The sequence below is a fragment of the Salmonella sp. 32120201201600049SM genome (assembly GCF_017572835.1).
In the GTDB taxonomy this organism is placed as follows: domain Bacteria; phylum Pseudomonadota; class Gammaproteobacteria; order Enterobacterales; family Enterobacteriaceae; genus Salmonella; species Salmonella enterica.
The window spans coordinates 734,758-758,859 of the sequence record NZ_JAGESA010000001.1; the positions used below are offsets into that span (position 1 = coordinate 734,758).

24 protein-coding genes are annotated in these 24,102 nt (G+C 51.5%); 15 read left to right on the top strand and 9 right to left on the bottom strand.

Annotation, left to right across the window (positions count from 1 at the left end; all coding sequences use genetic code 11):
- Positions 1-116 precede the first annotated feature (116 nt).
- Positions 117-470, top strand: coding sequence for a DsrE/DsrF/TusD sulfur relay family protein (locus J4650_RS03645; RefSeq protein ID WP_001179794.1), 354 nt, complete (start codon positions 117-119; stop codon positions 468-470).
- Between the two features lie 79 nt (positions 471-549).
- On the opposite strand, the gene chaB is transcribed toward J4650_RS03645, so the two are convergent.
- Positions 550-780: a putative cation transport regulator ChaB gene (chaB, locus tag J4650_RS03650; RefSeq protein WP_001519701.1), complete on the bottom strand. Its 231-nt coding sequence runs from the start codon at positions 778-780 to the stop codon at positions 550-552.
- Positions 781-1,046: 266 nt separating this feature from the next.
- Here chaB and chaA point away from each other — a divergent pair, with 266 nt between their 5' ends.
- Positions 1,047-2,147: a sodium-potassium/proton antiporter ChaA gene (gene chaA, locus J4650_RS03655; protein WP_000148418.1), complete on the top strand. Its 1,101-nt coding sequence runs from the start codon at positions 1,047-1,049 to the stop codon at positions 2,145-2,147.
- 53 nt (positions 2,148-2,200) lie between these two features.
- On the opposite strand, the gene kdsA is transcribed toward chaA, so the two are convergent.
- From kdsA to hemA, 6 genes are read right to left on the bottom strand one after another with little or no spacing between them, the layout of a single operon-like run.
- Positions 2,201-3,055: a 3-deoxy-8-phosphooctulonate synthase gene (gene kdsA / locus J4650_RS03660; protein ID WP_000811046.1), complete on the bottom strand. Its 855-nt coding sequence runs from the start codon at positions 3,053-3,055 to the stop codon at positions 2,201-2,203.
- 37 nt (positions 3,056-3,092) lie between these two features.
- Complete coding sequence (gene sirB1, locus J4650_RS03665) at positions 3,093-3,902, bottom strand: invasion regulator SirB1 (protein WP_001257065.1); 810 nt, start codon at positions 3,900-3,902, stop codon at positions 3,093-3,095.
- 3 nt (positions 3,903-3,905) lie between these two features.
- Positions 3,906-4,295 (bottom strand): invasion regulator SirB2, encoded by a 390-nt coding sequence (gene sirB2 / locus J4650_RS03670; protein ID WP_000150667.1) that lies wholly within the window; start codon positions 4,293-4,295, stop codon positions 3,906-3,908.
- Complete coding sequence (prmC, locus tag J4650_RS03675) at positions 4,292-5,125, bottom strand: peptide chain release factor N(5)-glutamine methyltransferase (protein WP_023993315.1); 834 nt, start codon at positions 5,123-5,125, stop codon at positions 4,292-4,294. The genes sirB2 and prmC overlap by 4 nt, the downstream gene beginning before the upstream one ends.
- Positions 5,125-6,207: a peptide chain release factor 1 gene (gene prfA / locus J4650_RS03680; RefSeq protein ID WP_000804703.1), complete on the bottom strand. Its 1,083-nt coding sequence runs from the start codon at positions 6,205-6,207 to the stop codon at positions 5,125-5,127. The genes prmC and prfA overlap by 1 nt, the downstream gene beginning before the upstream one ends.
- 40 nt (positions 6,208-6,247) lie before the next feature.
- Positions 6,248-7,504: a glutamyl-tRNA reductase gene (hemA, locus tag J4650_RS03685; RefSeq protein WP_000173208.1), complete on the bottom strand. Its 1,257-nt coding sequence runs from the start codon at positions 7,502-7,504 to the stop codon at positions 6,248-6,250.
- 313 nt (positions 7,505-7,817) lie between these two features.
- Between hemA and lolB the strand changes: the two genes are divergently transcribed.
- The 4 genes from lolB (at position 7,818) to dauA (ending at position 12,312) form a co-directional block, all read left to right on the top strand.
- Positions 7,818-8,441, top strand: coding sequence for a lipoprotein insertase outer membrane protein LolB (gene lolB / locus J4650_RS03690; protein ID WP_000174481.1), 624 nt, complete (start codon positions 7,818-7,820; stop codon positions 8,439-8,441).
- Positions 8,438-9,289, top strand: coding sequence for a 4-(cytidine 5'-diphospho)-2-C-methyl-D-erythritol kinase (gene ispE / locus J4650_RS03695; RefSeq protein WP_000988258.1), 852 nt, complete (start codon positions 8,438-8,440; stop codon positions 9,287-9,289). The genes lolB and ispE overlap by 4 nt, the downstream gene beginning before the upstream one ends.
- A 265-nt stretch (positions 9,290-9,554) precedes the next feature.
- Positions 9,555-10,502 carry a ribose-phosphate diphosphokinase gene (prs, locus tag J4650_RS03700; protein ID WP_001518537.1) on the top strand — a complete coding sequence of 316 codons (948 nt, stop codon included), beginning with the start codon at positions 9,555-9,557 and terminating at the stop codon, positions 10,500-10,502.
- Between the two features lie 124 nt (positions 10,503-10,626).
- Positions 10,627-12,312, top strand: a complete 1,686-nt coding sequence (dauA, locus tag J4650_RS03705; protein ID WP_208231560.1) for a C4-dicarboxylic acid transporter DauA — start codon at positions 10,627-10,629, stop codon at positions 12,310-12,312.
- A 44-nt stretch (positions 12,313-12,356) separates the two neighbouring features.
- Here dauA and ychH read toward each other — a convergent pair whose 3' ends face one another.
- A complete protein-coding gene (ychH, locus tag J4650_RS03710; protein WP_000823878.1) occupies positions 12,357-12,635 on the bottom strand; it encodes a stress-induced protein YchH in 279 nt (92 codons plus the stop codon).
- 275 nt (positions 12,636-12,910) lie between these two features.
- Between ychH and pth the strand changes: the two genes are divergently transcribed.
- From pth to J4650_RS03725, 3 genes are all read left to right on the top strand, one after another.
- Positions 12,911-13,495 (top strand): aminoacyl-tRNA hydrolase, encoded by a 585-nt coding sequence (pth, locus tag J4650_RS03715; protein ID WP_000985595.1) that lies wholly within the window; start codon positions 12,911-12,913, stop codon positions 13,493-13,495.
- A 116-nt stretch (positions 13,496-13,611) separates the two neighbouring features.
- Complete coding sequence (gene ychF / locus J4650_RS03720; RefSeq protein ID WP_000505850.1) at positions 13,612-14,703, top strand: redox-regulated ATPase YchF; 1,092 nt, start codon at positions 13,612-13,614, stop codon at positions 14,701-14,703.
- 886 nt (positions 14,704-15,589) lie between these two features.
- On the top strand, positions 15,590-16,357 hold the full coding sequence (locus tag J4650_RS03725) for a hypothetical protein (RefSeq protein ID WP_020898832.1): 768 nt from the start codon (positions 15,590-15,592) through the stop codon (positions 16,355-16,357).
- A 489-nt stretch (positions 16,358-16,846) separates the two neighbouring features.
- Here the strand turns inward: J4650_RS03725 and J4650_RS03730 are convergent, their stop codons facing one another.
- On the bottom strand, positions 16,847-18,112 hold the full coding sequence (locus J4650_RS03730) for a DUF4427 domain-containing protein (protein WP_124234948.1): 1,266 nt from the start codon (positions 18,110-18,112) through the stop codon (positions 16,847-16,849).
- 494 nt (positions 18,113-18,606) lie between these two features.
- Here J4650_RS03730 and hyaA point away from each other — a divergent pair, with 494 nt between their 5' ends.
- Genes hyaA through J4650_RS03760 form a run of 6 tightly spaced genes read left to right on the top strand, consistent with a single transcriptional unit; the run spans position 18,607 to position 24,097 of the window.
- A complete protein-coding gene (gene hyaA, locus J4650_RS03735; protein ID WP_001058311.1) occupies positions 18,607-19,725 on the top strand; it encodes a hydrogenase 1 small subunit in 1,119 nt (372 codons plus the stop codon).
- Positions 19,722-21,515, top strand: coding sequence for a Ni/Fe-hydrogenase large subunit (hyaB, locus tag J4650_RS03740; protein ID WP_000070978.1), 1,794 nt, complete (start codon positions 19,722-19,724; stop codon positions 21,513-21,515). The genes hyaA and hyaB overlap by 4 nt, the downstream gene beginning before the upstream one ends.
- Before the next feature lie 18 nt (positions 21,516-21,533).
- Positions 21,534-22,265, top strand: coding sequence for a Ni/Fe-hydrogenase b-type cytochrome subunit (gene hyaC, locus J4650_RS03745; RefSeq protein ID WP_023993317.1), 732 nt, complete (start codon positions 21,534-21,536; stop codon positions 22,263-22,265).
- Positions 22,262-22,858: a hydrogenase 1 maturation protease gene (hyaD, locus tag J4650_RS03750; RefSeq protein ID WP_023254289.1), complete on the top strand. Its 597-nt coding sequence runs from the start codon at positions 22,262-22,264 to the stop codon at positions 22,856-22,858. The genes hyaC and hyaD overlap by 4 nt, the downstream gene beginning before the upstream one ends.
- A complete protein-coding gene (gene hyaE, locus J4650_RS03755) occupies positions 22,848-23,252 on the top strand; it encodes a hydrogenase-1 operon protein HyaE (protein WP_001262581.1) in 405 nt (134 codons plus the stop codon). The genes hyaD and hyaE overlap by 11 nt, the downstream gene beginning before the upstream one ends.
- A complete protein-coding gene (locus J4650_RS03760; protein WP_000063377.1) occupies positions 23,249-24,097 on the top strand; it encodes a hydrogenase expression/formation protein in 849 nt (282 codons plus the stop codon). The genes hyaE and J4650_RS03760 overlap by 4 nt, the downstream gene beginning before the upstream one ends.
- Positions 24,098-24,102: the final 5 nt, after the last annotated feature.

Genomic DNA, 24,102 nt, shown 5'->3' on the forward strand with positions numbered 1-24,102 from the left:
ATCCTTATTTTTTCCGCAGAGCGTCCCAGGATTTTCTCCACGCATTTGGCGGTACCCGGTTCCCGAGGTAACATAACGCCATTGCCGACAAAATTTCTCAAGGAGAAAGGTTATCCATGCAAAATATCGTCATTATCGCTAACGGCGCCGCCTACGGCAGCGAATCATTATTTAATAGCCTGCGTCTGGCCATTGCGCTGCGCGAGCAGGAAAGCCATCTCGATTTACGCCTGTTTTTGATGTCAGATGCCGTAACCGCAGGGTTACGCGGTCAAAAACCAGCCGAAGGCTACAATATTCAGCAAATGCTGGAAATTCTGACCGCGCAAAACGTACCGGTAAAATTATGCAAAACCTGTGCGGACGGACGTGGTATCACTCCCCTGCCGCTGATTGACGGTGTGGAAATCGGAACGCTGGTCGAGCTGGCGCAATGGACGCTGGCGGCGGACAAAGTGCTGACATTTTAAATCTGTACGCGGGAAAAGCTCCCGCGTCAGGATAGACTTCCAGCAAGAAAATCAGGCTAACACGCGAGTAATACCGCGTTTATTTTTTCTTATGCCATTTATCATCCTCGCCTTTTTCATAATCGTTTTTAACCGCCGCCCAGGCGACTTTGTGTGCGGTTTCCTCGCGGCTGGCGTCATCACGACGATCGGCTTTATCTTTATATTGCTCCCAGGCGCTATTAAAGGCTTCTTTGTAAATGTCCTGGGCATGGGTTGGAAGAACATTCCGCACATTATCGGGTAAATCACTTTTGGCTTTATACGGCATCAGCGCCTCCGTCTTCAGGGAAAACATTAAGTGTGGTAAACAATGCGTTATTACGCCAGTCGAGGAGGATTTTTGCTTTTTACGGAAATTAACTTTTTGTTATTTAAACACTGTTAAAACAAGATCGTTGTTTTACTGACCTTGAAAGAAAAAAATCGTCTACGCCGTAAAACTACGTAAAAAACCACTAAAAAAATACAAATTTCTGCTATTTTTACCTTCTTTACTCTTTCCAAAATATTAACACCTGCACAAGGGAGACCCTCATGACACATGCCTGTGAGGCGGTGAAAACCCGCCATAAGGAGACTTCGCTTATTTTCCCGGTTCTTGCGCTGGTAGTGCTGTTCCTTTGGGGAAGCAGCCAGTCACTACCAGTGGTTATTGGCATCAATATCCTTGCACTTATTGGTATTTTAAGCAGCGCATTTAGCGTGGTCCGTCATGCCGATGTATTAGCGCATCGACTCGGCGAACCCTATGGATCGCTTATTTTAAGCCTGTCCGTCGTTATTCTTGAGGTGAGTTTAATTTCAGCGCTGATGGCTACCGGCGATGCTGCGCCAACGCTTATGCGCGATACGCTCTACTCTATTATTATGATTGTCACCGGGGGACTGGTCGGTTTCTCGTTGTTGTTGGGCGGGCGTAAATTCGCAACGCAATATATGAATTTATTTGGGATTAAGCAGTATCTTATCGCGCTGTTTCCGCTGGCGATTATTGTGCTGGTTTTTCCAATGGCATTGCCGCAAGCCAATTTCTCTACCGGTCAGGCATTATTGGTCGCGTTAATTTCCGCCGCGATGTACGGCGTATTTTTGTTGATTCAAACCAAAACGCACCAGAGCTTATTTATCTATGAACATGAAGATGAAGGCGATGATGACAATCCACACCACGGTAAACCCTCCGCGCACAGTAGCGGTTGGCATACGGTCTGGTTACTCATTCATTTAATTGCGGTCATTGCCGTTACCAAAATGAATGCCAGCCCGCTGGAGGCGTTGCTGACCAGCATGAACGCCCCGGTCGCCTTTACCGGTTTCCTGGTCGCGCTGTTAATTCTCTCGCCGGAAGGACTGGGTGCGCTGAAGGCGGTACTGAATAATCAGGTTCAGCGGGCAATGAATCTGTTCTTCGGATCGGTGTTGGCGACGATTTCATTAACCGTGCCGGTCGTCACGCTCATCGCCTGGGCGACAGGTAATGATCTGGTATTTGGTTTAGGCGCGCCGGAAATGGTAGTGATGGTGGCCTCGTTAGTGCTGTGCCATATTTCGTTCTCTACCGGACGCACCAACGTGCTAAACGGCGCGGCGCATCTGGCTTTATTTGCCGCCTATCTGATGACGATTTTTGCCTGATATAAAAAAGCCGGATAGTATCTTATCCGGCCTACACAAGCTAAAAACCGCAATCAGTTCTCGGTATCCAGCTCGTCGAAGCTTTTCACCAAATCATCAATCGCTTTTATCTGGGTCAGGAACTGCTCCAGTTTCGCCAGCGGCAGCGCGGAAGGACCGTCGCACTTCGCGTTAGCCGGGTCCGGATGCGACTCCAGGAACAGGCCCGCCAGACCGACAGCCATACCGGCGCGCGCCAGCTCGGTCACCTGACCTCGACGACCACCAGAGGCGGCGCCAAATGGGTCGCGGCATTGCAGCGCGTGGGTGACGTCGAAAATCACCGGCGAGTTGCCGGAGACCTTTTTCATCACGCTAAAGCCCAGCATATCCACCACCAGGTTGTCATAGCCGAAGTTCGCGCCGCGGTCGCACAGAATCACCTTATCGTTACCGCCCTCATGGAACTTATCCACAATATTGCCCATCTGACCCGGGCTTACGAACTGCGGCTTTTTCACGTTAATCACAGCGCCGGTTTTCGCCATCGCTTCCACCAGGTCGGTCTGGCGCGCCAGAAACGCCGGGAGCTGAATCACGTCAACCACATCAGCAACAGGCTGCGCCTGGCTGGCTTCATGGACGTCAGTGATCACTTTTACGCCAAATGTCTGCTTGAGTTCCTGGAAGATTTTCATCCCTTCTTCCAGACCCGGCCCACGGTAAGAGTGAATAGAGGAACGGTTGGCTTTATCAAAAGAGGCCTTGAACACGTAAGGAATACCCAGCTTCTGGGTAACGGTTACGTAGTGCTCACAAATGCGCATTGCCAGATCGCGTGACTCCAGCACGTTCATACCGCCAAACAGCACAAACGGCAGGTCATTTGCCACCTTAATGTCGCCAATGTTAACCACTTTTTGTTTCATAGGATCGCCTTACACTTATAGGTAAAATGTCGGTTAATTAATGTAGAACAATTTGCTTGTGCGCAATGGTGTTGATCTGCGCACGAATCATTTCGCTGATCGGGTCTTCCGGACACTGTTCAACGAAGTAGCTTAAATCAGTCAGCGCAACGTGTTCACACTCAAGCTGCGCGTAGATCAACCCGCGGTCACGGATTTCGTAAGGATCTTCCGGGTTAAATTGCAACAATGCTTCGCTAACGCGTAGCGCCAGCTCCATTTGCCGTTCCTCCATCAGCGAGGATTTCAGCGTATCCAGTAGCTTACGAATCACTTCGGCGTTATCCGCTTCGTCCAAATCTTCATTAAACAACTCGGCGACCGGACTAATATTGCCTTTTAACCAGACTTCCAGAGTATGTTCATCAAGCGTTTCACCGTTGAACGGGTTAATCAGCCACATTTCCCCTTCCAGCGATTCAATACGCAAAATCAACTGCGTTGGGAAGATAACGGGCACCAACGGCAAATCAAGACGGTTTGCTATCCATAATAAAATAGCGCCCAACGATACCGCGCTCCCCTGGCGTTTTTTCAGGACTTTATCGAGCCATAAAGCATCAGAAAGACGGTAGACGCCGCGGGAATCCGTGAACCCCCACTCGCCGTAAAAAAGTGCCAGCAATTTTTCCAGTTGCTCATCCTGAGACAGGAGCTGGCTAATTTCTTCCTGCGCCAGACTGACCAGACGTTCCAGTTCGTCGTAGACAAACTGCGTGGGAAAATCCAGGCGAATCATCTCTGATGCCAGGATCATGCCATCACACAGCGGCGCATTGTTAAATTCGAAATCAGCTAACGACCTCATGACTTACCCCAGTAACGGTATTTTTGTGGTGGCGAGTTTAATGATGATGTACAGCACCACCAGCGCCAGCGGGAAAGCGATAAAACGCGCCTGCTGGCTGCGCGCCTGACGATAATCAAGCGCAATAAAACCCAAAACGATGTAGATGATAACGCCAAACAGTTTTTCAGTCAGCCATGAGCCCGACTCCGTGAATGGCAGGATGTGCGTTTTAACGATTAACCCAATACCGCTAAGCAGTAACAGGGTATCTATGACGGGAGGCACGATTCGTGTCCAGCGCGCGGCGGCCAACGCATGGCCGCAATAGCGCCACCAGTAACGAGCGACAAACAAACTGACGGAGAGCGCAACACAGATAAGATGAAGCGTGAGCAACATTGCAATTGTCATGGCGTAAAACGTCCGCAGGTCACGCGTTCATTACCACCATAATCACGACACGTTTCTACATCCGAGTAACCAGACCGCCTGAAAACCGCTCTTACCGCTTCGCCCTGCTGCCAACCGTGTTCCAGCAGCAGGAAGCCGCCGGGCGTTAACATCTGGCGGGCGTTATCGATAATATGCGTAAGATCCGCCATACCGTTTTCGTCCGCCACCAACGCCGAGCGCGGTTCAAAGCGTACATCGCCTTCGCTAAGATGCGGGTCCTGCGCGTCAATGTAGGGCGGATTGCTGACAATCATGTCGAACTGCTGCCCCGATAGCGCGCTGAACCAACAACTTTGCAGTATACGCACATTCCGGATAGCCAAATGTTCCGCGTTGCGTATCGCCAGCGCAACCGCATCAGGCATACGATCGACCGCAGTCACCTCGCAATCCGGTCGCTCGTAGGCCAGCGCCAGCGCAATCGCGCCGGTTCCGGTGCCTAAATCCAGAATACGACAGGTTTTTACCGGCAATCGCGCCAACGCCTGTTCAACCAGACATTCGGTATCCGGGCGCGGGATTAGCGTGGCGGGAGAAACGAAGAGCGGCAGCGACCAAAATTCGCGTAAGCCCGTCAGGTACGCAATGGGTTCGCCCTGTTTACGCCGCTGCAGCAGATCCGCGAGCTGTTGTTGCTGGACGTCGGTAAGCGGCGTTTCGCCAAAGGCCATGATATACGTCCGCCCCTTGCCCGTAACGTACTCAAGCAGGATCTCGGCGTCGCGCCGGGGGCTGTCACTGTCCCGGAGCTGGTTTACCGCCTCATGCAGCCAGTGCTGAAAATCCATTATTCCTGCTCGGACAATGCGGCTAACAGGTCAGCCTGATGTTCCTGAACAATCGGCTCAATCAGCATATCCAGCTTACCTTCCATCGTTTCATCAAGGCGATATAACGTCAGATTAATACGATGATCGGTCACGCGCCCCTGCGGGAAATTATAGGTCCGGTTACGATCGCTGCGATCGCCGCTGCCAAGCAGGTTGCGGCGCGTTGACGCCTCGGCCTGCTGGCGTTTTGCCGTTTCGGCGGCGTGAATGCGCGCCCCGAGCACCGAGAGCGCTTTCGCTTTGTTTTTATGCTGCGAACGCTCGTCCTGGCATTCCACCACGATGCCGGTCGGCAAGTGGGTAATACGGATAGCGGAGTCGGTGGTGTTAACGTGCTGACCGCCCGCGCCGGAAGAACGAAACGTATCAATGCGCAGATCCGCCGGGTTAATATCCGGCAACTCGGCTTCCGGCAGCTCCGGCATCACGGCGACGGTACAGGCGGAGGTATGGATACGCCCCTGCGACTCGGTCGCCGGAACACGCTGTACGCGATGTCCGCCGGACTCAAATTTCAGCCGGCCATACACGCCGTCGCCGCTGATTTTGGCGATGATCTCTTTATAACCGCCATGCTCGCCTTCGCTCATGCTCATGATCTCCACGCGCCAGCGGCGCGCTTCGGCATAACGGCTGTACATGCGGAACAGATCGCCGGCAAACAGCGCCGCTTCGTCGCCGCCAGTGCCGGCGCGAACCTCAAGGAACGCGTTTCGTTCATCGTCCGGATCTTTCGGCAGCAGCAGTACCTGTAACTGTTGCTCCAGTTGTTCGCTTTTTTCTTTCGCTTCGCGCAGTTCTTCCTGCGCCATTTCTCGCATTTCAGGATCGTCGAGCATCATCTGAGCCGTCTCGATATCGTCCTGAACCTGTTGCCAGTCCGTAAAACAGCGAGAAACGTCGCTTAATTGCGCATATTCGCGCGACAATGCGCGAAAGCGGTCCTGGTCGGCGATAATTCCCGCATCGCCCAGCAACGCCTGAACTTCCTCATGGCGTTCGTGCAGGGCTTCCAGTTTGGCAACGATAGAAGGCTTCATAGGCGTAAATTCACCCTGTAAAAAAGTGTGGTGTGTGCTGCTACTCCAGCCCGAGGCTGTCGCGCAGAATATTCAGGCGTTCGTCATCCCCGTCACGGGCAGCCTGTTGAAGTGATTTCGTTGGCGCATGAATCAGGCGGTTGGTCAGTTTCCATGCCAGATCCTGCAAGATGGCTTGCGCATCACCGCCCTGTTGAAGGGCCGACAGCGCTTTGGTAGTCAGTTCGTCACGAATCTGCTCCGACTGACTACGGTATTCCCGAATGGTCTCGCTAGCCCCCTGGGCGCGTAGCCAGGCCATAAACTCGCTGGCTTCCTGCTCAACAATCGTTTCCGCTTCTACCGCCGCAGCCTGACGCTGCGCCAGATTATGCGAAATGATGCTCTGTAAATCATCGACGCTATAAAGATAAGCGTTCGCCAGTTTGCCGACTTCCGGCTCAACGTCGCGCGGTACGGCGATATCCACCAGCAGCATCGGCTGGTTGCGACGGCTTTTTAATGCGCGCTCCACCATGCCTTTACCGATAATCGGCAGCGGGCTGGCGGTCGAACTGATGATAATATCGGCATCCTGCAAGCGGGCGTCGATATCGCTGAGCGAGATAACCTCAGCGCCAACCTCATCCGCCAGGGCTTGCGCGCGCTCGCGGGTTCGGTTGGCGATAATCATCTTTTGTACTTTATGCTCGCGCAGGTGACGCGCCACCAGTTCAATGGTTTCGCCCGCGCCAACTAACAGTACAGTGACCGTCGACAGCGATTCAAAGATTTGGCGGGCGAGCGTACAGGCGGCAAACGCGACGGAGACGGCGCTGGCGCCGATATCGGTTTCAGTCCGCACTCGCTTGGCGACGGAAAACGACTTCTGAAACATTCGCTCCAGCGCGCTGGCGTTAAGGTGGCCTTTTTGCGAATCCGCAAACGCTTTTTTCACCTGACCGAGGATTTGCGGTTCGCCCAGCACCAGTGAATCCAGACCGCTGGCGACGCGCATCAGGTGGCTGACGGCGTCATTGTCCTGATGCCAGTACAGACTGTTGCGCAGATCGTCCTCATTCAGGTTATGGTAATCGCATAACCAGCGGATCAGCGCTTCTTGCAGGTTATCCTGCTCTTCCACGCTCAAATACAGTTCTGTACGGTTACAGGTTGACAGCACGACCCCGCCCTGCACCATTGGCTGCGCAAGCAGGCTGTCCAGCGCCTGATCAAGCGTGTCCGGCGAAAACGTTACGCGTTCTCGCAGCGATACAGGTGCCGTTTTATGGTTAATACCGAGCGCTAAAAGGGTCATGTCTGCGGGAGTAGTACCAGCGTTGATATGGTTAGTCTGCTTGCATCATACAGGATGCGCGTGGTCAATAAAAGAGAGAGCCCCCTTTTGGAGTAATTGGCAGCGCTCGCTAATTTGATGATTTAAGACAACTTGAAAGTAGACGATGTCACCAGGCGGCGCTAGCATTAAAGACTATAACTGTAACCGATAGCAAAAATTTGCCGAATCGCGGCGCGAACGTTTTTACAGCCTGCAGGTTCAGTTTTCAGGCCTGATAAGCGTAATGCCATCAGGCAATTATTGCACCGTATCACAAGGATTCGTCATCACTATGACCCTGCCCGATTTTCGCCTGATTCGTCTACTGCCGTTAGCAAGCCTGGTTCTCACCGCCTGTACGCTTCCTGGGCATGAAGGCCCGGGCAAGAGCCCGGATTCCCCTCAGTGGCGCCAGCATCAGCAAGAGGTGCGTCATCTGAATCAATACCAGACGCGCGGCGCCTTTGCTTACATCTCAGATGATCAGAAAGTCTATGCGCGCTTCTTCTGGCAACAGACCGGACAGGATCGCTACCGCCTGCTGCTTACCAATCCGCTGGGCAGCACCGAGCTGGAGCTTAACGCCCAGCCGGGCAACGTCCAGTTGGTGGATAACAAAGGCCAGCGTTATACCGCCGATGACGCCGAAGAGATGATCGGCAAACTCACCGGGATGCCGATTCCGTTAAACAGCCTGCGGCAGTGGATCCTCGGTCTGCCTGGCGATGCCACCGACTACAAACTGGACGACCAGTATCGCCTGAGCGAAGTGAACTATCGCCAGGATGGTAAAAACTGGAAAGTGGTTTACGGTGGCTATGACAGCAAAACGCAGCCTGCCATGCCTGCCAATATGGAGCTTTCAGACGGCAGTCAGCGCATTAAGCTGAAAATGGATAACTGGATTGTGAAATGATGACCCATTGGCCTTCTCCGGCAAAATTAAACCTGTTTTTATATATCACCGGACAGCGTGCAGACGGCTACCACACGCTGCAGACGCTGTTTCAGTTTCTGGATTATGGCGACACACTCCACATCGAACCGCGTCGCGATGGCGAAATCCATTTATTAACGCCGGTTAACGGCGTTGAAAATGAAGACAATCTGATCGTCCGCGCCGCGCGGCTGTTGATGAAAATCGCCTCGGAGAGTGGACGCCTGCCCGCCGGAAGCGGCGCGGATATCAGCATTGAGAAGCGCCTTCCCATGGGCGGCGGTCTGGGTGGCGGCTCGTCTAACGCCGCGACCGTTCTGGTGGCGCTCAATCATCTTTGGCAATGCGGGCTTTCCATTGATGAACTGGCGACGCTCGGCCTGACGCTCGGCGCCGACGTTCCGGTCTTTGTTCGTGGCCACGCCGCGTTTGCCGAAGGCGTAGGCGAAATATTAACGCCGGTGAATCCGCCGGAAAAATGGTATCTGGTCGCGCACCCTGGCGTAAGCATTCCGACGCCGGTTATCTTTAAAGATCCTCAATTGCCGCGTAATACGCCAAAAAGGTCAATAGATACGTTACTAAAATGTGAATTCAGCAATGATTGCGAGGTTATCGCAAGAAAACGTTTTCGCGAGGTTGATGCGGCGCTTTCCTGGCTGTTAGAATACGCGCCGTCGCGCCTGACTGGGACAGGGGCCTGTGTCTTTGCTGAATTCGATACAGAGTCTTGTGCTCGCCAGGTGCTTGAGCAAGCCCCGGAATGGCTCAATGCTTTTGTGGCGAAGGGTGTCAACCTCTCCCCATTGCATCGAGAGTTACTCTAACGCATTCGGGTTTCAGGAAGATGGCGAAATGACGAGTCGCCGGTCATATATGCCGTATTTGACCGGTGTGAGGCATCGATACCAGCGCACATGAAACGTGAATGAAGACGAGTAAGCCGGGCAAGCTGAGCTTCGGTGACAACGTCACCTTGTTCCAGACGTTGCATCGCGCTCTTTAATACACCGCCTGGATAGGATTTTGCCTGGCCCGCACAGTTTTCGGCAGATTCTTTCCACCAATGGACGCATGCCTGAGGTTCTTCTCGTGCCTGATATGAAGCTTTTTGCTGGTAACGCCACCCCGGAACTAGCACAACGTATTGCCAACCGCCTGTACACTTCTCTCGGCGACGCCGCCGTAGGTCGCTTTAGCGACGGCGAAGTCAGCGTACAAATCAACGAAAATGTACGCGGTGGTGATATTTTCATCATCCAGTCCACTTGTGCCCCAACCAACGACAACCTGATGGAATTGGTCGTTATGGTTGATGCCCTGCGTCGTGCTTCCGCAGGTCGTATCACCGCCGTTATCCCCTACTTTGGCTATGCACGTCAGGACCGTCGCGTACGTTCCGCCCGTGTGCCGATTACCGCAAAAGTTGTCGCTGACTTCCTGTCCAGCGTCGGCGTTGACCGCGTTCTCACCGTAGATCTGCATGCTGAACAGATCCAGGGCTTCTTTGACGTTCCGGTTGATAACGTGTTCGGTAGCCCAATCCTGCTCGAAGATATGCTGCAACTGAATCTGGATAACCCGATCGTGGTTTCTCCGGATATTGGCGGCGTGGTTCGTGCCCGCGCTATCGCTAAGCTGCTGAACGATACCGATATGGCTATCATTGATAAACGTCGTCCGCGCGCGAACGTTTCTCAGGTGATGCACATCATCGGCGACGTCGCTGGCCGTGACTGCGTGCTGGTTGATGATATGATCGATACCGGCGGTACTCTGTGCAAAGCAGCAGAAGCATTGAAAGAACGTGGCGCTAAACGCGTGTTTGCCTACGCGACGCACCCGATCTTCTCAGGCAATGCGGCAAACAACCTGCGCAACTCCGTCATTGATGAAGTCGTTGTCTGCGACACCATTCCGCTGACCGACGAAATCAAAGCGCTGCCGAACGTGCGTACCTTGACCCTGTCAGGTATGCTGGCCGAAGCGATTCGCCGTATCAGCAACGAAGAATCGATTTCCGCCATGTTCGAGCATTGATCGAACCCGGATCTGAAACCCGCTGCGGCGGGTTTTTTTGTCTGTAACACCCTTTTGTATGACTTATGCCTCCTTCACCTGCCATTTAGTTGACAGATGATGCGCTCATGGATGAAACATTATTGTGAACAAATTATTTTCCTCACATGTGATGCCTTTCCGCGCTCTCATCGATGCTTGCTGGAAAGAAAAATATACCGCCTCCCGGTTCACCCGTGATGTGATAGCCGGGATCACCGTCGGGATTATTGCTATCCCGCTGGCGATGGCGCTGGCAATTGGCAGTGGCGTTGCGCCGCAGTATGGCCTCTATACCTCCGCTGTCGCCGGGATCGTGATCGCGCTAACCGGCGGCTCGCGCTTTAGCGTTTCCGGCCCTACCGCCGCGTTTGTGGTGATTTTGTATCCGGTATCGCAACAGTTTGGTCTGGCGGGCCTACTGGTCGCCACGCTGATGTCGGGCTTCTTCCTGATCCTTTTCGGCCTGGCGAGACTGGGGCGATTGATTGAATATATCCCGGTGTCGGTCACGTTGGGTTTTACCTCAGGGATTGGTATTACCATCGGTACCATGCAGATTAAAGATTTTCTTGGTCTGCAGATGGCCCATGTGCCAGAGCACTATTTGCAGAAAGTCGGCGCGCTGTTTATGGCGTTGCCCACCGTCAATATTGGCGATGCCGCCATTGGCGTGGTAACGCTGGGAACGTTGATTTTCTGGCCGCGTCTCGGTATTCGTCTGCCAGGACATCTTCCCGCGCTGCTGGCTGGTTGCGCCGTGATGGGGATCGTTAATCTGCTGGGCGGCAATGTGGCGACTATCGGCTCACAGTTCCATTATGTTCTGGCTGACGGCACTCAGGGCAACGGCATCCCGCAGCTCCTGCCGCAACTGATGCTGCCGTGGAGTCTTCCTGGCTCCGATTTCACGCTAAGCTGGGATTCGCTGCGCGCGCTGCTGCCAGCGGCCTTCTCGATGGCAATGCTGGGGGCAATCGAATCATTGCTCTGCGCCGTCGTGCTGGACGGCATGACCGGCACCAAACATAAAGCTAACAGCGAACTTATCGGCCAGGGACTGGGGAATATGGTCGCGCCGTTCTTTGGCGGCATCACCGCCACCGCCGCGATTGCCCGCTCTGCCGCCAACGTCCGCGCTGGCGCGACCTCTCCCATCTCGGCGGTAATTCACGCTATCCTGGCCATTCTGGCGCTACTGGTCTTGGCCCCGCTACTCTCCTGGCTGCCGCTTTCCGCGATGGCGGCGCTACTGCTGATGGTGGCATGGAATATGAGTGAAGCCCATAAAGTGGTGGATCTGTTACGCCATGCGCCGAAAGACGACATTATCGTTATGCTGCTGTGCATGTCATTAACGGTTCTGTTTGATATGGTCATCGCCATCAGCGTGGGGATTGTCCTTGCTTCCCTGCTGTTTATGCGCCGTATTGCGCGTATGACTCGACTTGCGCCGGTCAATGTCGATGTGCCTGAAGATGTGCTGGTGCTGCGTGTTATCGGTCCGCTCTTTTTCGCCGCGGCGGAAGGGCTGTTTACCGACCTTGAGTCACGTATTAAGGGCAAACGTATCGTCGTTCTGAAATGGGACGCAGTACCAGTGCTGGATGCAGGCGGGCTTGATGCTTTTCAGCGTTTTGTGAAGCGTCTGCCGGAGGGTTGCGAATTGCGTATCAGTAATCTGGAGTTCCAACCGCTGCGCACAATGGCGCGTGCCGGTATCAAACCTATTCCTGGGCGTCTGACCTTCTTCCCGAACAGGACGGAGGCGTTAGCGGATTTACTCAGTTAATGGACAATGCCCGGTGGCGATAACGCTTACCGGGCCTGAACCGGTTAGCTATGACGACGATTGTCGTTACGGCGGCAACGTTTGTCATAGTGACGTACCCACCAATATTTGTCGCTCACCTGCTCATGCCCCCCTACACGAGCCCCTGCCAGCCAAAGAACTGCACCGACAAAAATACTCAGTATTGCGCCATGCGCAAAAAATTGCGGCAAATTAAACTGCGGCAGTTGGTTTAAAATAGAGTAACCCACGCCGACAACCATCACGACCAGCCCCAACCCCATCAGCACGTTACCGAATAACGAAGCGTTTTTGCGTTTCATATGTCACCTCCGGAACTTTTGGGTTGTTTTTAGGAAATCCCCCTAAACTTTATGTGTAAAGTATAGACAACACTTCCATTTGTAAGTGCGGGTGCGATCACAAATGTAAAGTTTCATTTAACAAAACTTTACAAATAACACTCTGAACAGTTTACATTTTTAATAATCAATGCTGGCAATTATTTAATTTACTTCAGAGTGCCACTGTGTTTTGTCAAGCGGGCAGACAGACAGTAAACTACGCGCCAGTTATGGATCTACTCAGGACAAAAAACGTGGCAATTAAATTGATTGTTGGTCTGGCGAATCCCGGTGCGGAATATGCCGCGACGCGACACAATGCAGGCGCATGGTACGTCGATTTACTGGCGGAGCGCCTGCGCGCGCCGTTGCGTGAAGAGCCTAAATTCTTTGGCTATACCTCACGCATCACGCTGGAAGGGGAAGATGTTCGCCTGCTGGTACCCACCACGTTCATGAACCTCAGTGGTAAAGCAGTTGGCGCAATGGCCAGTTTTTACCGTATTCAGCCGGACGAAATTTTGGTCGCTCACGACGAGCTGGATCTCCCTCCGGGCGTCGCGAAATTTAAACTTGGCGGCGGCCACGGCGGCCACAATGGTCTGAAAGACATCATCAGCAAGCTGGGCAATAATCCCAACTTTCACCGCTTACGCGTTGGAATTGGTCATCCAGGCGATAAAAATAAAGTTGTTGGTTTCGTGCTGGGTAAACCCCCTGTTTCTGAACAAAAATTAATTGATGAGGCCATTGACGAAGCGGCACGCTGTACGGAATTGTGGTTCAAAGAGGGTCTGGCCAAAGCAACAAGCCGTTTGCATACCTTTAAGGCGCAATAACCAGTGATGTGCGGCATTTTTGCCGCACGCCGTGTATAATAGGCGAAGTTATTTCCATTTCTGCAATCTGTTTTCTATAACAGGTTGATTATTAAGATATTAAGGTGAGTTAAATCATGGGATTCAAATGCGGTATCGTCGGTCTGCCCAACGTCGGGAAATCCACCCTGTTCAACGCGCTGACAAAAGCCGGTATTGAAGCGGCAAACTTTCCGTTCTGCACTATCGAACCGAATACCGGTGTCGTTCCGATGCCCGATCCGCGTCTGGACCAGTTGGCTGAGATTGTTAAACCGCAACGCATTCTACCAACCACGATGGAGTTCGTGGATATCGCCGGTCTGGTAAAAGGCGCATCCAAAGGCGAAGGGTTGGGTAACCAGTTCCTGACCAATATCCGTGAAACCGAAGCTATCGGTCACGTGGTTCGCTGCTTTGAGAACGACAATATCATCCACGTGGCGGGTAAAGTAAACCCGGCAGAAGATATTGATGTTATCAATACCGAACTGGCGCTGGCTGACCTCGATACCTGCGAGCGCGCTATCCATCGCGTACAGAAGAAAGCCAAAGGCGGCGATAAAGACGCCAAAGCGGAACTGGCCGCACTGGAAAAATGCCTGCCGCACCTGGCCGAAGCGGGGATGCTGCGTTCGCTGGACCTGACGGACGAAGATAAAGCGGCTATCCGTTATTTAAGCTTCCTGACGCTGAAGCCGACGATGTATATCGCTAACGTCAATGAAGACGGTTTTGAAAATAACCCGTATCTGGACCAGGTTCGCGAAATCGCCGCGAAAGAAGGTTCGGTCGTGGTTCCGGTGTGTGCCGCCGTCGAAGCTGATATTGCTGAGCTGGATGATGACGAGCGTGACGAATTTATGGCTGAACTGGGTCTGGAAGAACCGGGGCTGAACCGCGTTATTCGCGCTGGTTATCGCCTGCTGAACCTCCAGACCTACTTCACCGCCGGGGTGAAAGAAGTTCGCGCATGGACCATTCCGGTTGGCGCAACCGCGCCGCAAGCAGCAGGTAAAATCCATACCGACTTCGAAAAAGGCTTTATCCGCGCCCAAACTATCGCCTTTGACGACTTTATTACCTATAAAGGTGAGCAAGGCGCGAAAGAAGCCGGTAAAATGCGAGCGGAAGGCAAAGATTACATCGTTAAAGATGGCGATATAATGAACTTCCTGTTCAACGTCTAATTAGTTTCTGTTGCCTCATGAGGTTTCGCTGAATCTCATGACAGCGGTAAAACCCTATAAAATCCACGCCATTGCGTGGATTTTATCTTTTATAGTATCTCAGATGAGAGCGTAGAAACGCGACTAAAACTGAGCATTCCAGTGAGTACAATAAGCAGCTATTTTCACACATGATAAGTCCGCCCACTCAAATTAGCTGAGCATCCAGAAGCTCACTACAGTTAACGTTTTCAAAATGGCAGTGAATTGTCTGAATGACTGGTTCCAGAACAGATAGACTCGCCACCAACGACTACATAATTTAGGGAATAATGTTCACGAATTGTATATTTACACCAAAATGATACGATATTTTCTATCAATGGAATATCTATGAGGTGAATTTTTACCACCATTATCACCCATATTATAAATATTAGGAACTTCAGTATCGGTAGATTTCTAAAAGCGCCTTCTAACAGGCTTCAAAACGGTGTCCGCCCCTGCATTCTTTAGGTCCCCGAAGAATTTACTGTCCGTTGAAAGGGAAACTTCATTCGATTTTCGCATATCAGCATTGGTAAATATTAAAATTTGGTCACGAATTTAACAACCAACCATAATAGCTATCACAGCGTTGCGAAACCATAAAGTACTTTAAAGATATCATTTATAACTATCCAGATTGATATTATTCATCAATTTTATGCAAGCTGAGAATAGATTAATTCAAGCAATCTAATCACCACTGAGTGCGGATTAACGATAATTATATTGATTATTATCAAGCTACAGTAATATCCTGTGGTAAACTTCATATGTTCATTATAATATATCATAAAAGAACATTTAATTTTTCAGCTAAATTTTATTACAAGGTTTAAACATCTAAGCTTAAGGAGCACATATGCCAAGAGGACTAATCTCAGGCCGAGACTATTCGGAATGCGATATCTTTGACCATACTTTATATCCAAGAATGAAGGAGGAACCTCTTCTTAATGAAGATGACTGTATTGTTGTCCCTGTAAGAAATGAGATTACTCCCCATTTCAGAAGAGTAGGAAATCCATCTTTCGGCAAAAGGTTAGGTAGAGCCGAAGATAATCCAACTCACGATAATTGCGTAAATTATTTATATGATGAGTTAAATAATAAAAATATTGAAGCTGTTAAGTTCTCTACATATGTTTTTGCAGAGGATCGAACATATGAAGAGCAAGTAATTTTTAGTCCGCTGAAAGATAGTGATTTTGGGTGGTATAAAGAAAAGGACGCACGTATTGCATTTCATGAGGATTCTTATATTCAACCCGATATTGGAGGAAGGGATAGAAACAAATTTTTCCCCCGCTCAGCCTATCCAAACATTATCATTGAAGTAATTCGTACTCACTACCCAGAAAGGGATACCTTTCAGAAACTCCTTGAGCTTTCAAAAACAAATCACCACGTTTATTTTTATTTTATAGATGAAGGAAACAAAAAATCAAAACTAAATAGTCTTTCTATTAAAAATGGTATATTGACATTAAGAGTATCTCACTATCTAATTGGTGGTCAACTCTATAAGAATGGTAATTGCTATGCACCAAAAGGTGAAGATGAATCTTTCGAGCACTGGTATCAATATCTTGAAAATAGTTATTTTACAAATGCTATGGAAAGAGCTTAACAAGTTCAGACAGCATTTTATGATGCATAAAAGAGTATGAAAAGTGCCTGTTATCAGAGGTTACTAGTAATTCTCTGTAACTGCCTGCTTTCTTGAAGGTGATCGTCAGACGGTCACTAAACTCCGATAATAAAACGGTTCTTCGCCAGCACTCCAGAGCAACACACTCCATTTTTCGACGCATCCTTGATCGCCGGATAAATAATTTTGCCTCCGTCAGAAATACTTTGCGTTTCTCAAAGGCTGTCCATAGCGATTCGACAGCGCCTATAGTTTTTAAGGGCTGTAGCAACTTTCGTAGCGAGCCGCAGAATTTTAATTCGTCCACAAGCTGCCTGACTCTGTTGTTGGAATACACATATCAAAAACAGACAGATGTGCAATTTTAATTAGAGTCTATTTTATAATAGCCTCTAATTTCTTTCATTCATCTATAAAAATCAATGCGTTAAATTAACGCAGATCTTACAGGGTAAGTTCTTTTCTTAATTACCAGTCGACATTCACTGTATGATTATAAAAAGGATGCTGATCCTTTAGCGGCGTCTCATAACTTGGGATCGCATCATAATCATCTTTTCCCCAAACGGAATACCTTCCCGCTTCGATATCAAAACGATGTTTGAGCCATCCCGCAACATGACTTGCGAAAGCTTCTTTTCTTCTTAATGGCCAATCAACAGAAGCCAAATTAACATCTAATAAGTACCGCCCTTCTTTATTAACCTCGATCATTCCAGCCTGCAGTAACGCCCGTACCACCTGGGATTGGTTATCATGAATCCAGACCCAGGCATTTCCAAATTCCATTGCATAACTATCATTTAGAAAATCTTTTTTTGAGTATAATTCACTTACATAATCATTGATAGAATCAGCATAATTTTTTACTTTAGATGCAGATAAATCAAAAAAAGATTCAAATCCGAAAGTATTATCATTAATACAAGACAGTAACGCGCCCGGTTCCGAGAGCTGGGTCCATGATTGTAAACTCTCTACAGCTATAATGAATTTGAAAGTGTTTCTTCCAATGACGCCCCGGTCAATTAAAGTTAAAATATCGTGAGCTACGGTAAGGATATCTTCTGCAAACGGGACGATTATTCCCGCACCATTTATTTCGCTTGATTTAAAATCAAACCCTGGGGTGCTTTCAATGTTTTCCGGAATACCATACTCTTTAATATGATTAAGGAAATTTTTAATATCGCCACGATATGGCCATCGCCATTCGCGTTCATGTGTCCAGTCAATCTTACCTGGAACATAAGTAACATATCTATATTGCTCAATCAAAGGAAGAGCCGTTTCATCAAGAATACGTTCCCCGTTTCTGCCTTGCGAGCAGCGAGCATTGTTATGCTGATCCAACCCATATATGACTGGCCTTGCCCCATAATTAAACATTTGCTCTTTAGGTAAAACGATTGCATATAAACCGATTTTTTCTTTTCGTTCTAATCGGCGAACACCAGTTTCTAAATAAGCTGCAATCGGCATATCTGTAAAGCATACCACCGGGGAGTCACCATATACGGTTCGTTGCCCATTTCGGTATGACCAGGACGAGAAATTTTTATGACTGCGTAAAGATAATCGAAGTAAATATTTAGCATCAATGAAACATGCGTGGTGCTGATTATTAAAACCACAGTGTTCAGGCAAATAAATATGGCTACCGGTCTCTAAATCAACGTCCCGAAAAAAATGAATCAAATAATCGGATAAGTCAAATCTGATGTTATTTTTCATGGGACGCCCTCTTTCAAACGGTCTCTTTTTTGCATTCCTTTAAAACCAGCACCATCATTTTATATAAAAATCATCACGAAGTATGCTTCTTTTAACGATGACATCAAATCCTCCCTCCTTTTGCGTCAACTTACGTATCCCTGAAATGGCGAGACCAGGCTAAATCTACCCGAGGTTGCTCGCTGAAAACCTCATCCTGGAACAAGCTCAACCGTCCTTCCCCGCCACGGCCCTTTCGCCGAAAAACCGATAATGGGTATAAATATACCGCTATAAGCTATACCCACACACTTCACATTGTTTCTTATCGTTAATCCGATACGCTTTTTTCACATTATTTCTGGCGGTATACGCCGGTGCAAAGTGAATCGGGCTCGTTTCCGCGCTCGCGCGTAACACAATGATTTACCTTGCTGGCGGAACGTCAACGGACCCGCAAAAGCGCCTTATGCCCCTGGCGGAGCGTGGTGCAAAAAGGAGAAAAAATACGCGTTATGAATAACGAGGAGACCTTTTATCAAGCCATGCGTCGTAAGGGAGTGACCCGACGCAGCTTTCTCAAATTCTGTAGCCTTGCCGCCACATCGCTGGGACTGGGCGCCGGAATGACGCCAAAGATCGCCTGGGCGCTGGAGAATAAACCGCGGATTCCGGTGGTCTGGATTCATGGACTGGAATGCACCTGCTGTACCGAATCCTTTATCCGTTCCTCGCACCCGCTAGCCAAAGATGTGATCCTCTCGCTGATTTCCCTTGATTATGACGACACCCTGATGGCCGCCGCCGGCGCACAGGCCGAAGAAGTCTTTGACGATATTACCACTCGCTACGCCGGGAAATACATTCTGGCGGTGGAAGGCAATCCGCCGTTAGGAGAGCAAGGAATGTTCTGTATCAGCGGCGGCCGCCCGTTTATTGAAAAACTGAAGAAAGCCGCCGCGGGCGCCAGCGCTATTATCGCCTGGGGAAACTGCGCCTCCTGGGGTTGCGTCCAGGCCGCCCGCCCCAATCCGACCCAGGCAACGCCTATCGATAAAGTGATCACCGACAAGCCGATCGTGAAAGTCCCTGGATGTCCGCCAATCCCGGATGTCATGAGCGCCATTATCACCTATATGGTGACGTTTGATCGTCTGCCGGAACTCGATCGCATGGGCCGTCCACTGATGTTCTATGGTCAGCGTATCCACGATAAATGCTACCGCCGCGCCCATTTTGACGCCGGTGAATTTGTCGAGAGCTGGGATGATGACGCCGCCCGCAAGGGATACTGCCTGTACAAGATGGGCTGTAAAGGGCCAACCACCTATAACGCCTGCTCCTCCACACGCTGGAATGACGGCGTCTCCTTTCCTATCCAGTCCGGTCACGGATGTCTGGGATGCTCAGAAAATGGTTTCTGGGATCGCGGCTCGTTTTATAGCCGCGTGGTGGATATTCCCCAGATGGGTACCCATTCAACCGCCGATACGGTGGGGCTGACCGCGCTGGGCGTGGTCGCGGCGGGCGTTGGCGGTCACGCTATCGCCAGCGCGCTCAACCAACGTAAACGCCACAAACAACAGTTAGCGCAAGCCGAACAACAGCCGGACAATGAGGATAAACAGGCATGAGTAACCAGTATCAAACCCAGGGTTATACCGTTAACGACGCCGGCCGTCGTCTGATCGTGGACCCGATTACCCGCATCGAAGGGCATATGCGCTGCGAAGTGAACATTGATGAGCAAAACGTCATTACCAATGCCGTTTCCTGCGGCACAATGTTCCGCGGGCTGGAGATCATTCTGCAAGGCCGTGACCCGCGTGACGCCTGGGCGTTTGTTGAACGTATTTGTGGTGTATGTACCGGGGTACATGCTCTGGCATCGGTGTACGCTATCGAAGATGCGATTGGTATCCAGGTGCCGGATAACGCCAATATTATACGTAACATCATGCTGGCTACGTTGTGGTGTCACGATCATCTGGTCCATTTTTATCAGTTAGCCGGTATGGACTGGATTGATGTTCTGAATGCGCTGAAAGCCGATCCGCGCGCCACCTCGCAGTTGGCGCAAAGCCTTTCCGCCTGGCCGATGTCATCGCCGGGCTACTTCTTTGACGTACAAAATCGATTGAAGAAATTTGTCGATGGCGGCCAGCTTGGGATATTCCGTAACGGCTATTGGGGACATCCACAGTACAAACTGTCGCCAGAGGCTAATCTGATGGGCTTTGCCCACTATCTTGAAGCCCTCGACTTCCAGCGCGAGATCGTCAAAATCCATACCATATTTGGCGGTAAGAACCCCCATCCTAACTGGATCGTTGGCGGGATGCCGTGCGCGATCAATCTCGATCAAAGCGGCGCGGTCGGGGCTATCAATATGGAGCGCCTCAACCTGGTGCAGTCGATCATCACCCGCACCGCCGACTTCATTAACAACGTGATGGTTCCGGACGCGCTGGCTATCGGCCAGTTCAATAAAGCATGGAGTCAAATTGGCACCGGTCTGTCGGATAAATGCGTGCTGAGCTACGGCGCATTTCCGGACATTGCCAACGACTTCAGCCAGCAAAGCCTGTTAATGCCGGGCGGCGCGGTGATCAATGGCGATTTTAAAAACGTTATGCCGGTAGATTTGGCCGATCCGCAGCAGATACAGGAGTTTGTGGATCACGCCTGGTATCGCTATCCGGACGATCGGCTGGGCCGTCATCCTTTTGACGGCATTACCGATCCCTGGTACAACCCGGGTGATGTCAAAGGCAGCGATACGCATATCCAGCAGCTCAACGAGCAGGAACGTTACTCCTGGATTAAAGCGCCGCGCTGGCGGGGTCATGCCATGGAAGTCGGCCCGCTTGCCCGAACGCTTATCGCGTATCACAAAGGGGATGCCGCCACCATAGAGTCGGTAGATCGCATGATGTCCGCCCTAAAACTGCCGCTCTCCGGTATCCAGTCTACGCTTGGCCGTATTTTATGCCGCGCGCACGAAGCGCAATGGGCCGTCGGTAAGCTGCAGTATTTTTTCGACAGGCTTATGACCAACCTGAAAAACGGCGACCTGGCCACCGCCAATACCGAGAAATGGGAACCGGCCAGTTGGCCGCAGCACTGCCGCGGCATCGGTTTTACCGAAGCGCCTCGTGGAGCGTTGGGACACTGGGCGTCAATCCGCGATCAGAAGATTGAACTCTATCAGTGCGTGGTCCCCACCACCTGGAACGCCAGCCCACGCGATCCTAAAAAACAGATCGGCGCCTATGAAGCGGCATTGATGGGAACGCAAATGGCGATTCCCGACCAACCGTTAGAAATCCTGAGGACGCTGCACAGCTTCGACCCCTGCCTCGCCTGTTCAACCCACGTGCTCGGCGACGACGGCAGCGAACTGATTGCCGTCCAGGTACGCTAAGCGTTAAGGAAAAGAACGATGACTGGAAAGCTATCTCCACGCGTCGGGGAGGCGCGTGATACTGCCGTCAGCCACTATGTGTTTGAAGCGCCGGTACGCCTGTGGCACTGGCTAACGGTGGCCTGCATGTTGGTACTGATGGTAACAGGCTACTTCATTGGCCGGCCTTTGCCGTCGGTGAGTGGCGAGGCGACCTATCTGTTTTACATGGGCTATATCCGGCTGATCCACTTTGCCGCCGCGATGATCTTTACCATGTTACTGCTGGGGCGAATTTATTGGGCCTGTGTCGGCAACCGCTATTCGCGAGAGCTGTTTATCGTCCCGGTCTGGCGTCGCAGTTGGTGGCAAGGCGCTTTCTCCGTGGTTCGCTGGTATCTGTTTCTGGAGAAAAAACCGGGGAGCGACATCGGACATAACCCTGTCGCGCAGGCCGCGATGTTCGGCTATTTCCTGTTATCGGTATTTATGATCCTCACCGGTTTCGCTCTGTTTGGCGAGCATAGCCAGTACGCCATCTTTGCGCCGTTCCGCTATGTGGTTGAATTTTTCTACTGGACCGGCGGCAACTCCATCGATATTCACAGTTGGCACCGACTGGGCATGTGGCTGATCGCCGCCTTCATCGTCGGGCACGTTTACCTCGCTATCCGGGAAGACATTATGTCCGACGATACGGTGATCTCCACCATGATCAATGGCTATCGCAGCCATAAATTCCCCAAACCGCACGACAAGGAGCCCTCATGAATGCGCAACGCGTAGTGGTGATGGGGTTAGGAAACCTGCTGTGGGCCGATGAAGGATTCGGTATCCGGGTCGCGGAGCGTTTGTATGCCCGATATCACTGGCCTGAAGAGGTAGAAATTGTGGACGGCGGTACGCAAGGGCTAAACCTGTTAGGTTATGTTGAGCAAGCCAGCCATCTCCTGCTCCTTGACGCGATCGATTACGGCCTGGCGCCGGGCAGCCTGCGAACCTATGCCGGCGAGAAAATCCCCGCGTATCTCAGCGCCAAAAAAATGAGTCTGCATCAAAACAGTTTTTCCGAAGTTCTGGCGCTGGCCGACATCCGCGGGCATCTGCCCTGTCACATAGCGCTGGTCGGTCTGCAACCGGCGCACCTGGACGACTATGGCGGTAGCCTGAGCGAAATAGCTCGCGACCAGCTACCGGCGGCGGAACAGGCCGCCCTGGCGCAACTGGCCGCCTGGGGGATCGTACCGCAGGCAAACGAGGTCGCACGCTGCCTGAACTATAAATGCCTGTCGATGGAAAATTATGAGGGAGTGCGCATACGTCAGTATCAGACACGTCTGGAGGGCAAAAGAAGTGGCGAATGACACCCCGTTCTCTGCGCTATGGCAACGCCTGTTAACCCGTGGATGGCAACCGGTAGAGGCTTCTACGGTAGACGACTGGATCAAACGGGTTGGAGATGGCGTCATCCTGTTAAGTAGCGATCCGCGGCGTACGCCGGAAGTCAGCGATAACCCGGTGATGATTGCCGAACTCCTGCGTGAGTTCCCGCAGTTTGACTGGCAGGTGGCGGTGGCCGACCTTGAACAAAGCGAAGCTATCGGCGATCGCTTTAATGTACGTCGGTTTCCGGCGACGTTGGTTTTTACAGACGGCAAGCTACGCGGCGCGCTCAGCGGCATTCATCCCTGGGCTGAACTGCTCACGCTGATGCGTTCGATAGTTGACACTCCCGCAGCGCAGGAGACAGTACAATGAGCAACGCCTTTTTTCATCTGCTGGGGCCAGGTACGCAGCCTGATGACGCCAGTTTCTCGATGAATCCCTTACCGCTCACCTGTCAGGTCAATGGCGACCCAAGTATGGCGGCGCTGGAGCGCTGCGCTCACAGCCCGGCGGTGATGGCATTGTTGACCGATCTGCGAGGTCAGCTTGCCCGGCGCATCCCGGAAGTCGGCGACGTGCTGGGATGGGAGTTATCTCCCCTGAATGCCGATGATCTCTCATTCCTCAATACGCTATTGGGCGAAGGCGAAGTCTCGGTACGCATTCAGCATCCGGACGGGAGTGAAAGCGAGATCCAGGAGACCATCTTCTGCGGCCTGTGGCGGGTACGCCATCTGCATAACCGACGTCTGCTGACGGATCGTCTGGAAGCGGGTAGCGCGCCCCTGACATTATGGCAAGCGGCGACTGCCGATACGCTGCCTGACGACTCTCTGCTGCCTCCGCCTGTCGCTGGCCTGATGAATGGACTGCCGCTGGCCCATGAATTATTGGCGCACGTACGCGATCCGGCGTTGCAACCACACAGCATCAATTTGACCCAACTGCCGCTCAGCGAGGCCGATCGTCTTTTTCTGGCGCGTTTATGCGGACACGGGAACATCCAGATTCGCATCTCCGGGTATGGCGAAAGCCAAATCAACGCCACAGCATTGCGCCATCTCTGGCATGTGCGCTGTCTGGACGCCCTTAAAGGGCCGTTGCTCGATAGCTATGAGATTTGTCCTTTGCCGGAGCTGGTACTGGCGGCCCCGGAAGATCTGGCCGATTCGCGCCAGCGCCTGGATGAAGTCTGCCGATGGCTGGAGACGCGCTAGCGCTC